Below are 15,896 nucleotides of genomic sequence, written 5' to 3'. Positions count from 1 at the left end.
GATCATGCGTGTCGCCAGCAGCCAGTACCAATCGCTGATCAATATTTCGCTTCAGCAAAACCAAGAACGCATCAACTTCCTGACGCAGCAGATGTCGTCGGGCTTGCGCATCCAGCTGCCATCGGACGATCCGATCGGCAACGTGCGCATTTCGCGCCTGACGCGCGAGCAAGCCATGGTGACCCAGTACCAGGACAATATCGCCACGGTCAAAGTGCGCCTGCTGAAAAACGAAAACTACCTGTCGAGCATGGTCACCGACATGGGCGAGGCGCGCGACCTGCTGGTGTGGGCCGCCGACGGCAGCAACACGCCCGGCGACCTGAATGCGATGACGCAATCGCTGACCGCCATGCGCGACAGCGTGCTGTACACGGCCAACCTGAAGGACCAGGAAGGCCGCTACATGTTTTCCGGCACCGCTACCGACCAGCCCGCGATCAAATACGACTCGGCGGCAAACGCCGGTTCGCGCTACAGCTACATCGGCAATACCGACACGCAAACCGTGGTGGTGGGCAACGGCGTGTCGCAGGCGGCCAACGTCGACGTGAAGAACCTGGAGGTGTGGCTGAACAAGATCGATAAGGTCATCGCCACCCTCAGCGCGCCGGGCGTCAATCCCAACGACCCTGCCGTGCGCGCCATCGTCAGCGACGGCCTCGGCGGCACCGATGATGGCATGGATTTGCTTTCCGGCAAGATCGCCATCTTCGGCGGCGCGCAAAACATCCTCACTACGCTCTCCGGCAACCTGGCCAATGTCTCGCTGTCGAACAATTCGGCCCTGCTGGACCTGAAAAAGACCGACATGGGCGCGGCCGCCATCGACCTGACCGGCTACCAGACGGCCCTGCAGGCAACATACAAGGCTTACGCCAAGGTTGGCACCATTTCCCTGTTTGATCTTCTCTGACCATCATGCAAATCGTTCAGACCTCCTCCTCTTCCGGCGTTGCCGCCAAAGGCGCCGGCACCGCCCGCGTCGTCGATGACGCGTCCGCCGCGGTCAAAGGCAGCGCCAGCGCGCGCAGCGAGGCGCCGGCAGCGAGGAGTTCGACGGCGAGCCTGCAGCGTGGCCTGAGCAACTGGGATCACCAGTTGCAGGGGGAAATTTCCAACGCGCAACAAACCCTCGACTACCTGGAACGCAGCAGCAGCCAGCTGCAAGCGCTGAAAAGCGAACTGGCGGCCAAGCTGGCCGCGCGCCAGGGCCGCGAGGGGCAGGTCGAGGCAAGAGTACGCCAGTTCAGCAATACCTGGCGCCAGCGCGCCAGCGCCTCGGGCGGCACGCTCGACGCGCAGCTCAGCTATACCAGCCCGCAGGCGGCACAGCAGAACTTCAGCATCCGCGGCCTGACCATGGCCAGCCTGCAGGAAGGCCCGCAGGAAGTGCTGGCCTTTTCCGTCGGCGGCGCGAACCAGGCCTTGCGCTCGGTGAATATCGAACCTGGCCTGAGCGCGAACGACATCGTCTCCCGCTTCGACCGCGCACTGATGCCCTCAGGCATAGGCGTGAAGCTGGGCGAGAATGGCGAGCTGGTGTTCAGCACCTCGGAAGCCGCCTGGGCCAACGTGCGCGACAGCCTGTCCGTGCGCGGCAACGGCATCCGCTATCCGACGGGCCAGATGAGCCGCGTGCGCACGGATGTGGAGCCAGCCGCCATCGCCCCGGAAGAATGGCATACGGGCGACACGGAAGCCCTGCGCGCCACCTTGCAGCAAGTGGTGCAGGCGCTGGCGCAGTTGCAGGCGGCGCGCAGCGCCGTCAGCCTGGCCCTGGCGCAAGCCACGGGAAGGGTTGCCCGCGCACAACCGGTGCAAGTGGCCGTCAGCATGGATACCCTGGCGGAAAACTTCACGGAAAAGGCCAGCCAGCCCGGCTATGAATCGCTGCTGGCGATCAGCTCGGCATTGGTAGGCATCAGCCGCGAACGAGTCGTCGCCCTGCTGGGCCTGGAATAAGCCTGGTCCGGCGGCGCAATTGCCGGACGCATGCGGCATAATAGTTACGGCAGGAAATTTCATTTCACAAAAACAAGAAATTCAGTCAAGATAGCGCCACTTCCATTGCGCACCTATCCATGACCGACACCATCTCGCTAAGCCTCATTGTTCCTGCATACAATGTCCAAGACTATATTCGCGCCAGCATCGTGGCCATTGCCACGCAAATGCGGCCATGCCATGAGCTGATCGTCATTGATGATGGCTCCAGCGACAGTACGCTGGCAGAGCTGCGGCGCTTGCAGCAAGAGTTCGAACACTTGCGCATCACTATCTTCGAGCAAAGCAACCAGGGGGTCGCAGCGGCCCGCAATCAGGGCCTGGCGCTGGCACGCGGCGACTATATCGCCTTCGTCGACAGCGATGACATCCTGCTGCCCGCTTCCCTCGATGCCCTCGATGACGTGATACGTCAAGCGCGCCCCGATGTCATCGCCTGCGACCTGCAATTCTGGTATCCGCAACGCGAGTCGAAAAACAAGCGGATCACCACGGCCTTTGCGCCGCATGTCTTGACGACAAGTAAAGACGAAATACTCAATACCTATTTTGACGAATGTCATATGTTCGTCTGGTCGAAGATTTTCCGACGCGAAATTTACTTGCGGCAGACGGCCCCCGTCTTTCCACAAGGGCGCGTCTATGAAGATGTGACTGCGTTGCCGCAACTGCTCGACAGCTGCGACAACCTGTATTATTTGCCGCATTGCATAATCAACTACCGCCAGCGCGACGGCAGCATCAGCAAGACAAGCAGCGTCAAGTCGTTCCGCGAACTGTCCACCGCCCTGCTGCCGGCGCGCCGCCACTTTGCCGAGAGCGGCCTGAACGCCGGCAGCCGCCTGTATTTCGACGTGGCGCTGTGCCACGTCTTCATCGGGATCGTCAAGGACACCTACAATCTGCCATTGCTGCAGGGCCGCCGGCTGCGCAAGGAAATCCGGGCGACCTTGCTGGGGGCGCTCTTCCATCCTTGGCAGGACGTGCTGGCGGCCATGCCGCTCCCCCGGGACAGCCAGGGCGGGCGCGATGCCGCCGCGGCACAGGAACGCAGCGAGTTCCGCAAGAAGCAGGCAAGGCAATTGCGCCAGGTGCTGGGCGGCAGTATCGCCTTTGACGTGAAACAGACCGTCAGCCGCACCGTGCGTGCCTGGCGCAACAAGCTGAGGATGGGCCTGGGCCGCGCCGCCGTGTCCTGAGCATCCCCCGTGCCTTGAGCATCCCTTGTCAGGCCGCGATCAAGGCGGCCAGTTGCTGCGCCGGCAGCGCGCGGGAAAAGAAGTATCCCTGCGCATAATCGCAGCCGGCGGCGCGCAGCACATCGCGCTGCGGCGCCGTCTCCACGCCTTCGGCCACGACTTTCAGCCCCAGCCGATGCGCCAGTGCAATGATCGCTTCGCACAGCCCCTGCCCGGCGCCGTCGCGGCCCAGTTCGGCGACCAGCGAGCGGTCGATCTTGAGAAAGTCGATATCGGCCTTCTTGATGCACGCGAGCGACACCTGGCCGCTGCCGAAATCGTCGAGCGCCAGGGCCAGGCCCATGGCGCGGAACTGGCGCAGGCGGTCGGCCACCTGGCGCGCCTCGTCGAGCAGCACCGCTTCCGTGGTTTCGATGACGATGGCGCCCGGCGCCAGGCCCGCCCGCGCCAGGGCATTGCCCCAGTCCTGGTACAGCGCGGCATCGCAGCGGAACTCCACGGCCGACTTGTTGATCGATATCTGAAATACGGCGCCTAGCTCGTCCTGCCACTGCCGCGCCTGGCGCACGACCTGGCGAAACACCCACTCGCCGATATCGACGATCAGGCCGTTCGCCTCGGCAAAGGCGATGAAGTCGGCGGGCACCAGCAAGCCGCGCAGCGGATGGCGCCAGCGCAGCAGCGCTTCAGCCCGCTCGATGGCGCCATCGCGCAGGCGGATGATGGGCTGGTAATGCACTTCGAACTGGTCTTGCGCCAGCGCCAGGCGCATCTCGCGCACCATGTTGCGGCGCAGTTCGGCAGCCTGCTGCAAGGCTGGCGTGAAATAGCGGTAGCCGTTGCGCCCCCCGCTCTTGGCCGCATACATGGCCTGGTCGGCATGCCGCAGCAAGGCGTCCGGCACCTCGGCGTCGGCCGGATACAGTGCCACGCCCACGCTGGCCGACACTTGCGCCGTGTCGCCGTCAAGCAGGAAAGGCAGGGCCAGCGCGGCCGTCAGCTCCTGCAGCACGCGCTCAATGCCGCCCAGCTGCCCCACGCCGGCCAGGATGACGGTGAATTCGTCGCCGCCCAGGCGCGCTACCGTATCGGTGGCGCGCACGTGCTCGCTGATGCGCCGTGCCGCCTGGCGCAGCAGCATGTCGCCCTTCTCGTGGCCCAGGCGGTCATTCACCTGCTTGAAATGGTCGAGGTCGATGAACAGCAGGGCAAGGCACCCGCCCTCGCGTTTGGCATGGGCCGCCTCGTGCTGCAAGCGGTCGAGAAACATGTGGCGGTTCGGCAAGCCCGTCAGCTGGTCGAAATTGGCTTGCCGCCAGATGCGCTCGGACGCCGCGCGCTGCGCCGTGATGTCGCTGACCAGCGCCAGCGCGCCCAGATAGCTGCCGCCGGAGTCGAAGATGGGATTGGTGGCCAGGGTGGCCCACAGGGTGCTGCCGTCACGCCGCAGGAACTTGAATTCGTGCCGCTCGACAATGCCATCCTGGCGCCGCGCAATGTTGCGCTCCAGGATGGCGCGCCCCTCCTCATCCATGAAGGCAGCCAGCGGCTGGCCCAGCATATCCTCGATCCGGCAACCGAGCATGTGCGCCATCTTCGGATTGACAAAGCTGGTCAGCGCCTGCGCATCGATTTCCCAGATGCCTTCCTCGGCGCTGTGCACGATACGCCGGAAACGCTCTTCGCTGCGTTCGAGCACGGCCAGCTTCCCCTCGGCCTGCTCCAGCACCAGGCGCAGCGCCTGGCCATTCGGATCGGCGCTGCCCAGCAGGCTGACGGGCAAGCCGGCCTCGCGCGCGCCGGGACGCGGCGGCGGCAGCTGCACCTGCAGCTGGATGCGCTCGGGCTCGCTGCTATTAAGCACGCGCTGCACGAACCGCTCGTAATCGTGGCGGAAGGCTTCGTGCACATAGGAACGGAACAGCACGTGGCCAAGGCGCTCGCGCGCCAGGCCGAACAGCTCGGCCGCCACCAGGTTGACTTGCACGATCGCGCCATCGAGGCCGAGCACGAAATAGGCGACGGGCGCCAGCAGGTATAAATCGTTGAAATAGGCTTGCTCGCGTTCGGCCTTCACCCGCTCCGGGCTGAAGACGCCATCATCAAGCAGGGGCGCGGCATGCCGCGGCACGCCGTCGTGGACGCGCGGGGAGGAATCCGGAGCAGGTACCGCTAGCGGTGGTGTGTCCATGGCTGTCCTTTGCACCGCCGCCCAGGCAACAAGGTGGGTGCAGTAGCGAGACTAGCACGCGCCACGCGCAGTGTCGAGCCATGGATAACTGTTCTGCAACAAGCCGCTCAGCGGCCCAGCCCCATGCCGCGCCGGCGCAAGCCGAAATCATGGCCGACCACCAGCAAAGTGCTGGCGACCAGGCTGGACAGTCCCACGATGAGCTGAATCAGCTTATCGTCAGGCAATATCCACAGTGACGAGTCCGGCGTCTCGCAGCCCGTGGCCGCGCTGATCAGGGGAGCGACCCAGGCCGCGTCCGGCGTCACGTCGAGCACGACGGCGCCGTCGGCGCTGGTCTGCATATAGATATCGCCCCCTTCTGCCAGGGTAAAGCAGATGCCCACGCCCGTTTCCGTGGCTCGGATATTGTCCTGCATGCTGCGGTTATGTTCTTCGATCCACACTTCCACGTCGTACGGCGTTTCCAGGTGTTCCCACGGACGGGGGCGGAAACGGGGACGTTCGTCCGCGCTGGCGGGGGTGTCGGGGATGTTGCTGTCTGCTGCGCCTTGCATGCTCGTTGCCTTTTCTGCGGTGATGTTCTGTGGTGATGTTCTGCGGTGATGCAGGGGAGCGTTCGCCCGCCAGCCGCCATTATCCCCCGTTCCCGGGCAACATGCGATTATGCGCATCAATGCATCAGAAAAACTGACAGCTATTAACTTTTAACATCAGCATGACTGACTTAAAATACGCGCCATCTCTTCTTTACAGGTTTTACATGCAAGGCATCAAACGCAAAATCGTCTACGTCACGGCCTTTGAAATCATCGGCATGGCCATTTCCACGGCCTGGCTGACCCTGCTTTCGGGCGAATCGCCCACCAGCACGGGCCCGCTGGCCATCATGATCACCACCATCGCCGTGATCTGGAATCTGCTCTACAACACGGCTTTCGAATATTGGGAAATCCGGCAAGTGTCGCGCACGCGCACGGTCTGGCGCCGCATCCTGCATGCGATCGGCTTCCAGATCACCCTCGTCATCTACCTGATCCCGCTGATCGCCTGGTGGCTCGACATCAGCCTGTGGCAAGCCTTCGTGCTGGATTTCGCGCTGATGCTGATCATTCCCTGCTACAGCTTCATCTTCAACTACTTCTTCGACGGCCTGTTCGGCGTGCCCCTGTCGGCGCAGCAGCCGAAGGAAGAGCCTGCAGACGTTCAGGCCGCTTCGCTGAGCAACTGAAGAAAGGACCGCGCCGCCATGCCCAGCGGCCGGTCCTTCATCCACACCAGGTGGATGGGCACGACCAGGCCATTGCCCGTATTCTTGAACGCCACGCGGCGCACCCGCCCCGCCGCCAGAGAATGGGCGATGGCCGAGGCGGCAAAGTTGCCCCAGCCCAAACCTGCTTCCACCATCGCCAGCGCCATCGGCAAGCTGTCCGTGCGCCAGTAGGACAGCCCCACCACGGGGCGCGCATCGGCCAGGTCGAGTTCGCGGCTGGCGACGATGATCTGGCGCAAATTCACCAATTCCTCGATATACAGGGGCCGGCCCGCCGCGTCGGGCGGATGCTGGGTGGAAATAATCGCCAGCAAGGCATCGCTGCCCACCAGTTGGAACTGTTCCTCGTGATTGATGCGCCCGCCAGCGAAGGCCATGCAGGCGCTGATGCGGCCCCGGTGCAGCATGTCGAGCACGTCGTCCTGCGGCGCCGTCAGCACTTCGATGTCGAGCAGCGGATGGCGCTGCGACAGCGCCCGCACGGCAGCGAGGAAGGGCGTATGGTCGAGTTCGGCCGCGATGCCCAGCGAAATGCGGCTTTCCAGCCCCTGCGACAATTCCTGCACGTGCAGGTGCAACTGTTTCAACTGCTCGGCGATCAGGCGCGCGTGGGGCAGCAGCGCCATCGCGGCCGGCGTGGGCACGGCTTCGCGCGCGCCCCGGTCGAACAGGGCGATACCCAGTTCCGCCTCGATGTTGGCCATCGCCATGCTGACGGCCGACGGCGCCCGGCGCAAGGCGCGCGCGGCGGCCGAGAACGAGCCGCCGTCGATGACGGCCAGAAACAGTTCGATGTTATGGCTGGAGAGTTTCATGGAAGAGAGCGCGGCACTTTTGCGTGCGCCAGAGGTCAAAAGCCAGGCCAGGCAAGAAAGGAGCAGCCATGCCGCATCGACTTCCCTACCGCCGCAGCGGTTATGTATCGGACTTTACGCGCTTTATCGACGGCTATCTGCAGGCGCACCCGGAGGTGCAGGCCAGCCAGCGCCTGGGCTGGCGCATTTTCTGGGAGCGCCCCGTGAATTTCGACGCATGGCGGCGCGCCGGCACCGATAGCGTGCCGGAGCCGCCGTATCACTATGACTGATCAAACAAACGCCTGGCAAAACCGTAGCGAGCGACAGTGATTTGTGGTCGAGACGCGCAGCTGTGCTATAGCACAGCGAGCATCGCAAGCCGCAAAGCACGCCAAGCGAGGTTTGGTCAGGTGTTTAACCTTTCCAGACGCGCTGCAATCCCGTATCGGCATGTATCCAGCCGCCACGGGGGCCGGAGCGGTAATAGAAGCCCACGCCGCCCTGCTTGAAGCTGCGCACGAGCGAACCGAGCACTTCCGCGTTCAGATTCGCCACGCGGATGTCGGCGGCGCGGCCCGAGATGTGCAGCGACTGGCGCGCGGCCGGCACGCCCGCTTCGCGCAGCTTGCCGTTCGATTCGGCCGTGCGGTAGCCCGACAGGATTTCCAGCGGCTGCTCGATGCCATAGCGGGCCACGAACGCTTGCGTGCCCCACAGGGTTTCCAGCAGTTTCGGGTCGATGGGGGCCGTCTTCTTGCCGTTCACGTCGCGCAGCAAGTGGCACAGTTCCTGGTAGGCCGAATCGATGACTTCGCCATCTTTCCAGTACAGCAATTTCGCTTTTTCATTGCTGGCCGGGCGCACCACTTCCAGGGTGCGGGGCTTGAGCCAGAATTCCAGGTCCAGCGCCTGGGCATCGAAGATGTCGGGTGGCGGTTCCATTTCCGTGATCGCCTGGCGCGACTGCGAGGTGATCGAGCGGTCGACGCTGGCCAGCTGCGTGGGCTGGGGCGGCACGCCCGTGCGCGGAGCGCGCGGCTTGGCGCTGGCCGAAGCCGAGGCGGGAGCGGCCGTGCGCGAGGCGCAGCCGATGAGCGGGGTGGCTACCAGGCCCAGCGCGGCCAGGCCCATACCGTGGTGTAGAAAATTTCTGCGCGATGCCATAGTCAGTCCAATGTAACGATGGGAATACTATAGCGTATTGTGCTGCGAAGAAAAACCCTCAATGCCTATCGTGCCGCCCTCATTTCGACATCTGGCCCCCTAGGCGGTGGCGGCAACGTCCCGATTTGCCTGCGCCAGCGCCGTCAAAGGCTTGTCGAGCAGATAACCCTGGGCCACGATGGGCAAGCCCGTGATGGCGGCGACGCGCTGCAGCGCGGCCAGCGCGGCCGGCGTGTCGAGGCGCTTGAAGACGACGCGGATCTTCGCCGCATGGCACACCGTGACGAAGCTGGCAACGGCTTGCTCGTCGCTGAGGTTGCCCGCGTCAAGCTTGAACGCATGCGGGTGCAGGCGCTCCAGCATGCCCGTGGCCTCCTGCACGCTGGCCACGTTGATGGCCAGGCGGAAACCGTTGCGCCGGTAATTGTCGGCCACGTAGTTGAGCAGCCAGCCCTGGTTCGGCGTGACCGTCGGCAATTGCAGCACGATGCGCTCGATGGGCAAGCCCAGCGCGTCGAGGATGCGCTGGAAGGCGTGCCCGTGATTGCTGCTGACGGCACTGAGCAGGCGGTCGTGCACGTTCAGGTACAGGTCGGACTGCTCCGCTTCGCCCTGGCGAAAAAAATTTATGGCGTGCAACATGCGGCACAGGCGGTCCAGCTCCACGGATTCGTCGTCGCTGGCCGCGTGATCGAGCAGGCGCCACAGCGACAAGCCCTCGTCCGCCTTCGACACGCTGCGCGCCAGCCCCTCGAACGCCACCAGCTTGCCGCTGTCGAGTTCGCGCAGCGGCTGGAAGGCGCTGGTCATGGTGCAATTGAAAAAACGCCCCAGCGCCCTGCCCTCGCCGTCGAGCCAGACGCTGGTGCCGGCCTGTGTCTGATGCGACAAACGGGCCAGGTAGTTTTTCAGGACGGGAAATGGCATACGTGCTCCTTCATCGGGCTGCGCCGCCGGCTCTCGTGGGGCAGGCGGCGCCAAAGTGTGCAGACTAAGGCAGGTCGAACCAAAGGAGAACGAATGGTTTCACCATTTGATATGCGTCCAGCGAATAAGGTCACGGCAACGGCCAGCGCATATCAATAGTCGGAAACATTCGTTCCAGCGCCCTGCCCCGGCCTTTACTGTGGGCGTGTACCGATACCATCAGGAAGGGCCGCCATGTGCCAGTTACTCGCAATGAACAGCAGCAAGCCGGCCGCGCTGGGCTTTTCCTTTGCCGGCTTTGCCGAGCGGGGCGGACGCACGGACGAGCACCGCGACGGCTGGGGCATCGCCTATCATTCCAGTAGCGGCTGCACCTTGCTGACGGATCACCTGGCGGCCATCGATTCGCCGCTGGCCGCCACGGTGCAGCGGCATCCTGTGAAGGCGAAAAACATCGTCGCCCACATCCGCAAGGCCACGCAGGGCCGCATCGCGCCGGAAAATACCCACCCGTTCGCCCGCGAACTGTGGGGCAAGACCTGGTCCTTCGCCCACAACGGCGACCTCAAGACGTGGCGCGCCCCCGCCAATGCCCACTACCGCGCCAGCGGCGACACGGACAGCGAGCAGGCCTTCTGCCACCTGCTGGCCCGCTTGCGCGCGCAGTTTCCCGCCGGCGAACCCGCGCGCGCCGCGCTGCGCGCCGCCATCGCCGAGGTCGCCACGGAAATCGCCGCGCACGGCACGTTCAATTTCATCCTGTCGGACGGCGAACTGCTGTTTGCCCACTGTTCCACGCATCTGCACTATGTGATACGCGAATACCCGTTTTCCGTGGCGCAACTGATCGACTGCGAGCGCAGCATCGATTTTCGCCAGCACAACCACCTGGACGACCGTATCGCCGTCATCGCCACGCATCCGCTGACGCAAAACGAGGACTGGCTGGCATTCGCGCCCGGCGAACTGAAACTGTTTGCGAACGGCACCTTGCTGCAGGCGAGCGATGGCGCGCAACAAGGCGTGTATATCCAGATCAGTTACTGAAGGGAAATATTCAAAGGAAGGAAATGGCCCGCCGCCGGATGGGCGGGCTGAAGTGCAGAAAAGCCGTCAGGCCGAATTGCAGTTGCAAAAACGCTTGCGCTTGGGGTCGCCGCTGGAGATACCTGCGGGATCAATCTGTTTCCAGCAAAAAATCGTTTCCACGCCATACGGCGAGCGCACATTGCCCGCCTCGATATAGCCCTGCTTGACGAAAAAGGCCTGGCTGCTGGCCGTGCTGTGCAGTTGCAGGGCCTTGATGCCCCATTCGCGCGCCTGCGCTTCCAGCTGCGCCACCAGCGCCTTGCCGGCGCCCCGGCCTTGCGCCTCGGGCAGCAGGTAGCACAGGGCCAGCTTGCCGGCGCGCGTCAGCAGGCCGACGCCGACGACGGCGCCCTGCTCGACTGCGACCAGCGAAAAATTGGTAGGCGACGCAAACCAGCACGCCACCATCTGCGGTGTTTTATTGCCCAGCCAGGCTTCCAGGATGGCCGGATCGTCCCGATGATCGAGGCTGCAGCATTCGACGATGGAGCGTCGTAATACATTGCACGCCTCGAAAGCGTCGGTCGATGTTGCAATACGAATTTCAAGACTCATGTACGCTCACAAAATATTCCAGTTGCCGATGCAGGCGGTTTTACCCCTGTATCGCGCGATTCGACTATACACCAAGCGGCGCAATCGGGTTTTTTCGCGCCACGCCACGGGGCGGATTTGCCTATGGCGCCCTGCCTGCAGACTAAGTGCTGATGCGCATCTTGCCCACGAATGTTTCCAGAAATCGATATCTGTTTTTTAGCGCAAACGGGAATCGGATCTAAGCATATTACGAAAAATTCGTTTCTTTTCCGGCCGGAATTTTAGACTATGACTGTCTATTCTCACAACAAGAGTTCAACATGACCCATTCCAACGCCGTATCGACTGCCGCAGCGACACTCACCCAACGCTCGCGCCGCTGGTTCCTGGCCAGCGCCCTGGCCGCTTCCGCTGCCGCCATGAGCCTGCCGATGGCCGCCAGCGCCGCCGAACCTGTGGTCTTGCTGAACGCCTCGTACGACGTGATGCGCGAACTGTTCAAGGATGTGAATCCCGCATTTGTTGCTGATTGGAAAGCCAAGACGGGCGAAACCATTACCATCAAGCAATCGCACGGCGGTTCCAGCAAGCAGGCGCGCTCCGTCGCCGATGGCCTGGAAGCGTCCGTCGTGACCATGAACCAGGCGAATGACATCGACATCCTCGTCGACCGCGGCCTCGTGGTGGCCGACTGGGCCAAGAAATTCCCGAACAATGCGGCGCCGTTTTATTCGACCATGGTGTACCTGGTGCGCAAAGGCAACCCTAAACACATCAAGGATTGGGACGACCTGGCCAAGCCGGGCATCAAGGTCATCGTGCCGAACCCGAAAACCTCGGGCAACGGCCGCTACACCTACCTGGCAGCCTGGGGCTATGCCGTGAAAAAAGGCGGCAGCGAAGCGCAGGCGCGCGAGCTGGTGACCAAGCTGTTCAAGAACGTGCCCGTGCTCGACGGCGGCGGCCGCGGCGCCACCACCACTTTTACGCAGCGCGAAATCGGCGACGTGCTGGTGACGTTTGAAAACGAAGTGCAACTGGTGCGCGCCGAATTCGGCGACAACTTCGAAGTCGTGTATCCAAGCATCTCCATCCTGGCCGAGTCGCCGGTGGCCGTCGTCGACAAGGTGGTCGACCGCCGCGGCATCCGCAAGGAAGCCACGGCCTATCTGCAATACCTGTACTCGGAGCCAGGTCAGGAACTGGTCGCCAAGCACTATTTGCGCCCCCGTTCGGCCGCAGTAGCGAAGAAATACGCGGCCAGCTTCAAGCCGATCACCCTGTTCACCATCGATGACGTGTTTGGCGGCTGGAAACAAGCGCAAAAGAAACATTTTGACGATGGCGGCGAGTTCGACAAGATTTATCAGAAATAAGCTTGCGCCACATCAATAAAAAACCGGGATGAGTCCCGGTTTTTTATTGCCGCCGCGTCACTGCTTTTTCAGCAGCAGCTTGAATTGCGGCAGCCAGCGCCCGTCCACCTGCATCTCGCTGGCCGCCTCGTAGGCATCGCCCGACGGCGTCCAGCGCACGCGGTAGGTCAGCGCCTTGCCGCTGGCACCCACGTACTGCGTGGCGGGAAAGTCGAGGCCGCCGTCCGCCGGCAACATCGTGCCGCGGCTATGGCCGCCGCTGCTTTCCACATACAGGAAGGCTACCTTGCCTTCGGCGGCATCGTGGTAATACGTGGTTTCGCCCACGTAATCGGGCTTGCCGGGGCTGCGCACCGTGTGCACGTCGCGCAGCATCCGGCCGCCATACAGCCACTGGAAACAGTGCTCATCCGTCTGCTTGCCACCAGGGAACTCTCCCTTCCAGCAATGCCCGGCCAGGAAAGCCATCGGCTGCAGGGCAGCGACCGGTTGCGCCAGCACGGCAAATGAGGGCAACAGCAGCAGCAAGGGCAATGGGCGCATGGCAAACCTCCTGGTCAATGCAAACGAGTATAGGCGAATAATATGCTTGCGCCAGCGCTGCCGCACACTTTGCGCATATCGATATGCGCATCGATTCGTGGTCAAAACCACGCGCGCGCCGTACTCTGGCCATGTCGCGCCGCACGGCGTATTACGGGCACAAAGGAAACATCATGGCTATCTCGGAAGTGAATGTACGCAACCAGTTTCGCGGCAAGATCAAGGAAATCATCTTTGGCCCCGTGGTGTCCGAAGTGGACGTGGAAACGCCGCACGGCATCGTCACCTCGGTCATCACCTCGCGCTCGATCAAGGACCTGGACCTGAAAGTGGGCAGCGAAGTCATCGCGCTGGTCAAATCGACGGAAGTGTCGATCGCCAAGATCCAGTAGGCGCGGCGCCGCCTCCATCACCACCCCCGCCCCGCCCCCAGATGCGGGGCGTTTGCCTTGCGGGCTAGTCGCGAAACAAATGCGTAAACGTGCGGCTGACGGGCAGCTTTTCCGTGCTGCCGCGCAGCAGTACCTGCATGCGCTCGGCGTCGATGCGCTCGGCCGCTTCGATGGCTTTCACGTTGACCATGGTGCCGCGGTGAATTTGCCAGAACTGTTCCGGATCAAGTCCCCCCAATAAATCCTTCAGCGGCGTGCGCACCAGCGCTTCCGAGCCGGCCAGCACCACGCGCGTGTACTTGGTGTCCGCCTGGAAGAACAGCACGTCGTCGATGTCGATCAGGCGGATCTGCTTGCCCACGCTGGCCTTGATCCATTTCAGTTTTTCGCGCGGCGGCGCCGGCAAGGCGGCGCGCAGCGACTGCAGCAAATGGGCCATGTCGGCCGGCTGGGCGCCGAGTTTGTCGCGCAGGCGGGCCAGCGCCCGCGCCAGCCGTTCGCCCTGCACGGGTTTCAACAGGTAGTCGACGGCGCCCGCGTCGAACGCGTCGACGGCGTACTGGTCGTAGGCCGTGACGAATACCACGTGGGCCCGCGTGCCGATGCGCTCGGCCACTTCCAGGCCCGACAGGCCCGGCATGCGGATGTCGAGGAAGACCACGTCCGGCTCATGCTCGAGGAAACCGTCCCAGGCATCGTTGCCGTTTTCCGCCACCAGCACGACGCGCGCCTCGGGCCAGGCTTGCGCCAGCAGCATTTGCAGGCGCTCGCGCATCAGCGGTTCGTCTTCGGCGATCAGGATGGTGGCGTTCATGCGGCGGAGTCTTTCAGGCTGGATGCAATTTTGATGGGCAACACTATTTCAGCGATCACGCCGCCCTCTTCGCCGCCGCGCAGGCTCAAGCTGGCGGACGGATCGGACAGCAACAGCCGGCTGCGCACGTTTTCCAGGCCCAGGCCGCCTCCGGGCGCGCTGCCCACGCCGTCTTCCGGCAAGCCCATGCCGCTGTCCTGCACGCGCAGGCGCAGCCTGCCATCGCCGGCGAGCGCGGCCGACATACCGATCTCGCCGCCACGCAACGATGGCTCGATACCGTGCTTGATGGCGTTTTCCGCCAGGGTCAGCAAGATCATGCTCGGTATCGTCGCCTGCGCCAGCTCTGCCGGCAAGTCCAGGCTGAAGCGCAAGCGCGAGCCCAGGCGCGCCTGCATCACGCGCAGGTAGGCGGCCACCATCTCGAATTCGCTTTGCAAGGGCACGTGCTCGCTGCGCATTTCCGCCAGACTGGCGCGCAGGAAGGCGATCAGGTCGGACGTCAGCGCCGCGGCCCTGGGCGCGCCCTGCTCGGCCAGCTGCTGCACGGCGCCCAGGGTGTTGAACAGGAAATGCGGCTCGATCTGCGCGCGCAGCAGGCGCAGCTGCGATTCGCTCAGCTCGCGCGCCAGGCGGTCGCGCTCGGCATCTTGCTGCAACTGCAGGGTCAGCGCTTCGTACTGGCGGTTGCGCCAGAGAACGACGATGGTCATCGGCACCATGTAGACCAGCCCTGTCGTCAGCGCGGCCCAGCCGCCCACGCGCACGCCGTGCTCCAGCGCCGGACCGATGGAACTATCACCTTCCAGCATGGCGCGCAGGACGCCAATCGCCACACCTGCCAGGGCGGGCACCAGCAGCAGTAACAGCACCTTGAATTTCTTTTTCGCCAGCTTGCGGTAATTGAACCAGACCCCCAGCACGCCCCAGGCCATCGCCAGGCCGAGAATATTGCTGAGCACCAAGGCCTTGCTCCAGCCTACCCTGTCCGGCAGCAGCAGGTGCAGCGCGACGCCGAGAATGCTAAACAACAGCACCAGCCTGACCGCAGCCAGGTAAAAGCCGGCGCCCCGGTACTTGAGCATGAAGGCGTGGAATTGCTGGCGCTCGATCGGCGTCAGCGTGGCCAGCCGCAACGCCACCCAGCGCCGCCAGCCCTGCGGCAACTGGGCCGCCGTGTCCGGATGCGCAAGCACCCTGAGGGTTTCATCGTCGTAACAGCGATACCATCCGGCAAATTTTTTCCACATGCTGCGTTCTCCTTGTCGTATCAATCAGGCATGAACGCAGTCTACGGCGCCCCGGTTGCGGGACCTAGCGCGGGGCGACGAAGCACGAAGCGGCAGGCATCAACGACGACGCGCGCCGTGCCTGCCCGGCCAAGGCTGCCAATCTTGCTGAAATCATACGAAGTTTCCAAGATGAAATCAACAATTGCGCAACAATTTTCACTACGGCAAGAATAGCCCCATTTATTTGCCAAATTGGCCGCAACGCCGCCTGTGGCGCCCTGATTCCGTAGACATCGCTTGATCTTTAATGGTATTGTTTAAGCTTGGCAAATATTGCCTCCGAGATACACGCCGC

17 protein-coding genes are annotated in these 15,896 nt (G+C 63.3%); 8 read left to right on the top strand and 9 right to left on the bottom strand.

What is annotated here, in order from left to right:
- Nucleotides 1-4 precede the first annotated feature (4 nt).
- The 3 genes from flgL to IGS61_RS23780 all read left to right on the top strand — a co-directional run bounded on the left by flgL (nucleotide 5) and on the right by IGS61_RS23780 (nucleotide 3,206).
- On the top strand, nucleotides 5-916 hold the full coding sequence (flgL, locus tag IGS61_RS23790) for a flagellar hook-associated protein FlgL (RefSeq protein WP_230541879.1): 912 nt from the start codon (nucleotides 5-7) through the stop codon (nucleotides 914-916).
- Nucleotides 917-921: 5 nt separating this feature from the next.
- Nucleotides 922-1,965 (top strand): hypothetical protein, encoded by a 1,044-nt coding sequence (locus IGS61_RS23785; protein WP_230541878.1) that lies wholly within the window; start codon nucleotides 922-924, stop codon nucleotides 1,963-1,965.
- Between the two features lie 119 nt (nucleotides 1,966-2,084).
- On the top strand, nucleotides 2,085-3,206 hold the full coding sequence (locus tag IGS61_RS23780; protein ID WP_230541877.1) for a glycosyltransferase family 2 protein: 1,122 nt from the start codon (nucleotides 2,085-2,087) through the stop codon (nucleotides 3,204-3,206).
- A 28-nt stretch (nucleotides 3,207-3,234) separates the two neighbouring features.
- Here the strand turns inward: IGS61_RS23780 and IGS61_RS23775 are convergent, their stop codons facing one another.
- Both IGS61_RS23775 and IGS61_RS23770 read right to left on the bottom strand, forming a co-directional pair.
- Nucleotides 3,235-5,397 (bottom strand): putative bifunctional diguanylate cyclase/phosphodiesterase, encoded by a 2,163-nt coding sequence (locus IGS61_RS23775; RefSeq protein ID WP_230541876.1) that lies wholly within the window; start codon nucleotides 5,395-5,397, stop codon nucleotides 3,235-3,237.
- 107 nt (nucleotides 5,398-5,504) lie between these two features.
- Nucleotides 5,505-5,954, bottom strand: a complete 450-nt coding sequence (locus IGS61_RS23770; RefSeq protein WP_230541875.1) for a hypothetical protein — start codon at nucleotides 5,952-5,954, stop codon at nucleotides 5,505-5,507.
- Nucleotides 5,955-6,160: 206 nt separating this feature from the next.
- Between IGS61_RS23770 and IGS61_RS23765 the strand changes: the two genes are divergently transcribed.
- On the top strand, nucleotides 6,161-6,628 hold the full coding sequence (locus IGS61_RS23765; protein WP_070291265.1) for a PACE efflux transporter: 468 nt from the start codon (nucleotides 6,161-6,163) through the stop codon (nucleotides 6,626-6,628).
- On the opposite strand, the gene IGS61_RS23760 is transcribed toward IGS61_RS23765, so the two are convergent.
- Entirely contained in the window at nucleotides 6,604-7,485 is an 882-nt protein-coding gene (locus IGS61_RS23760; protein WP_230541874.1) for a LysR family transcriptional regulator, read from the bottom strand. The two genes, IGS61_RS23765 and IGS61_RS23760, sit on opposite strands and share 25 nt — an antisense overlap.
- Nucleotides 7,486-7,553: 68 nt before the next feature.
- Between IGS61_RS23760 and IGS61_RS23755 the strand changes: the two genes are divergently transcribed.
- On the top strand, nucleotides 7,554-7,757 hold the full coding sequence (locus tag IGS61_RS23755; RefSeq protein ID WP_230541873.1) for a DUF3460 family protein: 204 nt from the start codon (nucleotides 7,554-7,556) through the stop codon (nucleotides 7,755-7,757).
- 124 nt (nucleotides 7,758-7,881) lie between these two features.
- On the opposite strand, the gene IGS61_RS23750 is transcribed toward IGS61_RS23755, so the two are convergent.
- Nucleotides 7,882-8,631, bottom strand: coding sequence for a YcbK family protein (locus IGS61_RS23750; protein WP_373633025.1), 750 nt, complete (start codon nucleotides 8,629-8,631; stop codon nucleotides 7,882-7,884).
- 99 nt (nucleotides 8,632-8,730) lie between these two features.
- The gene (locus IGS61_RS23745; RefSeq protein ID WP_230541872.1) at nucleotides 8,731-9,558 is read right to left on the bottom strand and encodes an EAL domain-containing protein; all 828 of its coding nucleotides are present in this window, start codon (nucleotides 9,556-9,558) and stop codon (nucleotides 8,731-8,733) included.
- Between the two features lie 234 nt (nucleotides 9,559-9,792).
- Here IGS61_RS23745 and IGS61_RS23740 point away from each other — a divergent pair, with 234 nt between their 5' ends.
- A complete protein-coding gene (locus IGS61_RS23740) occupies nucleotides 9,793-10,605 on the top strand; it encodes a class II glutamine amidotransferase (protein ID WP_230541871.1) in 813 nt (270 codons plus the stop codon).
- A gap of 66 nt (nucleotides 10,606-10,671) precedes the next feature.
- On the opposite strand, the gene IGS61_RS23735 is transcribed toward IGS61_RS23740, so the two are convergent.
- Nucleotides 10,672-11,202, bottom strand: a complete 531-nt coding sequence (locus IGS61_RS23735) for a GNAT family N-acetyltransferase (RefSeq protein WP_230541870.1) — start codon at nucleotides 11,200-11,202, stop codon at nucleotides 10,672-10,674.
- Between the two features lie 302 nt (nucleotides 11,203-11,504).
- On the opposite strand from IGS61_RS23735, the gene IGS61_RS23730 reads away from it, so the two are divergent.
- The gene (locus IGS61_RS23730) at nucleotides 11,505-12,560 is read left to right on the top strand and encodes a sulfate ABC transporter substrate-binding protein (RefSeq protein ID WP_329958088.1); all 1,056 of its coding nucleotides are present in this window, start codon (nucleotides 11,505-11,507) and stop codon (nucleotides 12,558-12,560) included.
- Nucleotides 12,561-12,617: 57 nt separating this feature from the next.
- On the opposite strand, the gene IGS61_RS23725 is transcribed toward IGS61_RS23730, so the two are convergent.
- Nucleotides 12,618-13,103: a hypothetical protein gene (locus tag IGS61_RS23725; RefSeq protein WP_230541869.1), complete on the bottom strand. Its 486-nt coding sequence runs from the start codon at nucleotides 13,101-13,103 to the stop codon at nucleotides 12,618-12,620.
- 173 nt (nucleotides 13,104-13,276) lie between these two features.
- Here IGS61_RS23725 and IGS61_RS23720 point away from each other — a divergent pair, with 173 nt between their 5' ends.
- Entirely contained in the window at nucleotides 13,277-13,495 is a 219-nt protein-coding gene (locus IGS61_RS23720) for a TOBE domain-containing protein (protein ID WP_034757699.1), read from the top strand.
- A gap of 64 nt (nucleotides 13,496-13,559) precedes the next feature.
- Here IGS61_RS23720 and IGS61_RS23715 read toward each other — a convergent pair whose 3' ends face one another.
- Together IGS61_RS23715 and IGS61_RS23710 are read right to left on the bottom strand one after the other, a co-directional pair.
- Complete coding sequence (locus IGS61_RS23715) at nucleotides 13,560-14,309, bottom strand: LytR/AlgR family response regulator transcription factor (RefSeq protein WP_230541868.1); 750 nt, start codon at nucleotides 14,307-14,309, stop codon at nucleotides 13,560-13,562.
- The gene (locus tag IGS61_RS23710; protein ID WP_230541867.1) at nucleotides 14,306-15,559 is read right to left on the bottom strand and encodes a sensor histidine kinase; all 1,254 of its coding nucleotides are present in this window, start codon (nucleotides 15,557-15,559) and stop codon (nucleotides 14,306-14,308) included. Before IGS61_RS23710 ends, IGS61_RS23715 begins: the two co-directional genes overlap by 4 nt.
- Nucleotides 15,560-15,896: the final 337 nt, after the last annotated feature.

This window comes from Janthinobacterium sp. FW305-129, assembly GCF_020858115.1.
GTDB lineage: Bacteria > Pseudomonadota > Gammaproteobacteria > Burkholderiales > Burkholderiaceae_D > Janthinobacterium.
Note: the sequence above shows the minus strand (reverse complement) of the source record. Positions and strands in the feature narration are given on the sequence as shown.

Bases quoted from the DNA above. Each gene is read 5' to 3' on its own strand.
- flgL (WP_230541879.1), top strand. From the start codon at position 5: ATGCGTGTCGCCAGCAGCCAGTACCAATCGCTGATCAATATTTCGCTT.
- IGS61_RS23785 (WP_230541878.1), top strand. From the start codon at position 922: ATGCAAATCGTTCAGACCTCCTCCTCTTCCGGCGTTGCCGCCAAAGGC.
- IGS61_RS23780 (WP_230541877.1), top strand. From the start codon at position 2,085: ATGACCGACACCATCTCGCTAAGCCTCATTGTTCCTGCATACAATGTC.
- IGS61_RS23775 (WP_230541876.1), bottom strand. From the start codon at position 5,397: ATGGACACACCACCGCTAGCGGTACCTGCTCCGGATTCCTCCCCGCGC.
- IGS61_RS23770 (WP_230541875.1), bottom strand. From the start codon at position 5,954: ATGCAAGGCGCAGCAGACAGCAACATCCCCGACACCCCCGCCAGCGCG.
- IGS61_RS23765 (WP_070291265.1), top strand. From the start codon at position 6,161: ATGCAAGGCATCAAACGCAAAATCGTCTACGTCACGGCCTTTGAAATC.
- IGS61_RS23760 (WP_230541874.1), bottom strand. From the start codon at position 7,485: ATGAAACTCTCCAGCCATAACATCGAACTGTTTCTGGCCGTCATCGAC.
- IGS61_RS23755 (WP_230541873.1), top strand. From the start codon at position 7,554: ATGCCGCATCGACTTCCCTACCGCCGCAGCGGTTATGTATCGGACTTT.
- IGS61_RS23750 (WP_373633025.1), bottom strand. From the start codon at position 8,631: ATGGCATCGCGCAGAAATTTTCTACACCACGGTATGGGCCTGGCCGCG.
- IGS61_RS23745 (WP_230541872.1), bottom strand. From the start codon at position 9,558: ATGCCATTTCCCGTCCTGAAAAACTACCTGGCCCGTTTGTCGCATCAG.
- IGS61_RS23740 (WP_230541871.1), top strand. From the start codon at position 9,793: ATGTGCCAGTTACTCGCAATGAACAGCAGCAAGCCGGCCGCGCTGGGC.
- IGS61_RS23735 (WP_230541870.1), bottom strand. From the start codon at position 11,202: ATGAGTCTTGAAATTCGTATTGCAACATCGACCGACGCTTTCGAGGCG.
- IGS61_RS23730 (WP_329958088.1), top strand. From the start codon at position 11,505: ATGACCCATTCCAACGCCGTATCGACTGCCGCAGCGACACTCACCCAA.
- IGS61_RS23725 (WP_230541869.1), bottom strand. From the start codon at position 13,103: ATGCGCCCATTGCCCTTGCTGCTGCTGTTGCCCTCATTTGCCGTGCTG.
- IGS61_RS23720 (WP_034757699.1), top strand. From the start codon at position 13,277: ATGGCTATCTCGGAAGTGAATGTACGCAACCAGTTTCGCGGCAAGATC.
- IGS61_RS23715 (WP_230541868.1), bottom strand. From the start codon at position 14,309: ATGAACGCCACCATCCTGATCGCCGAAGACGAACCGCTGATGCGCGAG.
- IGS61_RS23710 (WP_230541867.1), bottom strand. From the start codon at position 15,559: ATGTGGAAAAAATTTGCCGGATGGTATCGCTGTTACGACGATGAAACC.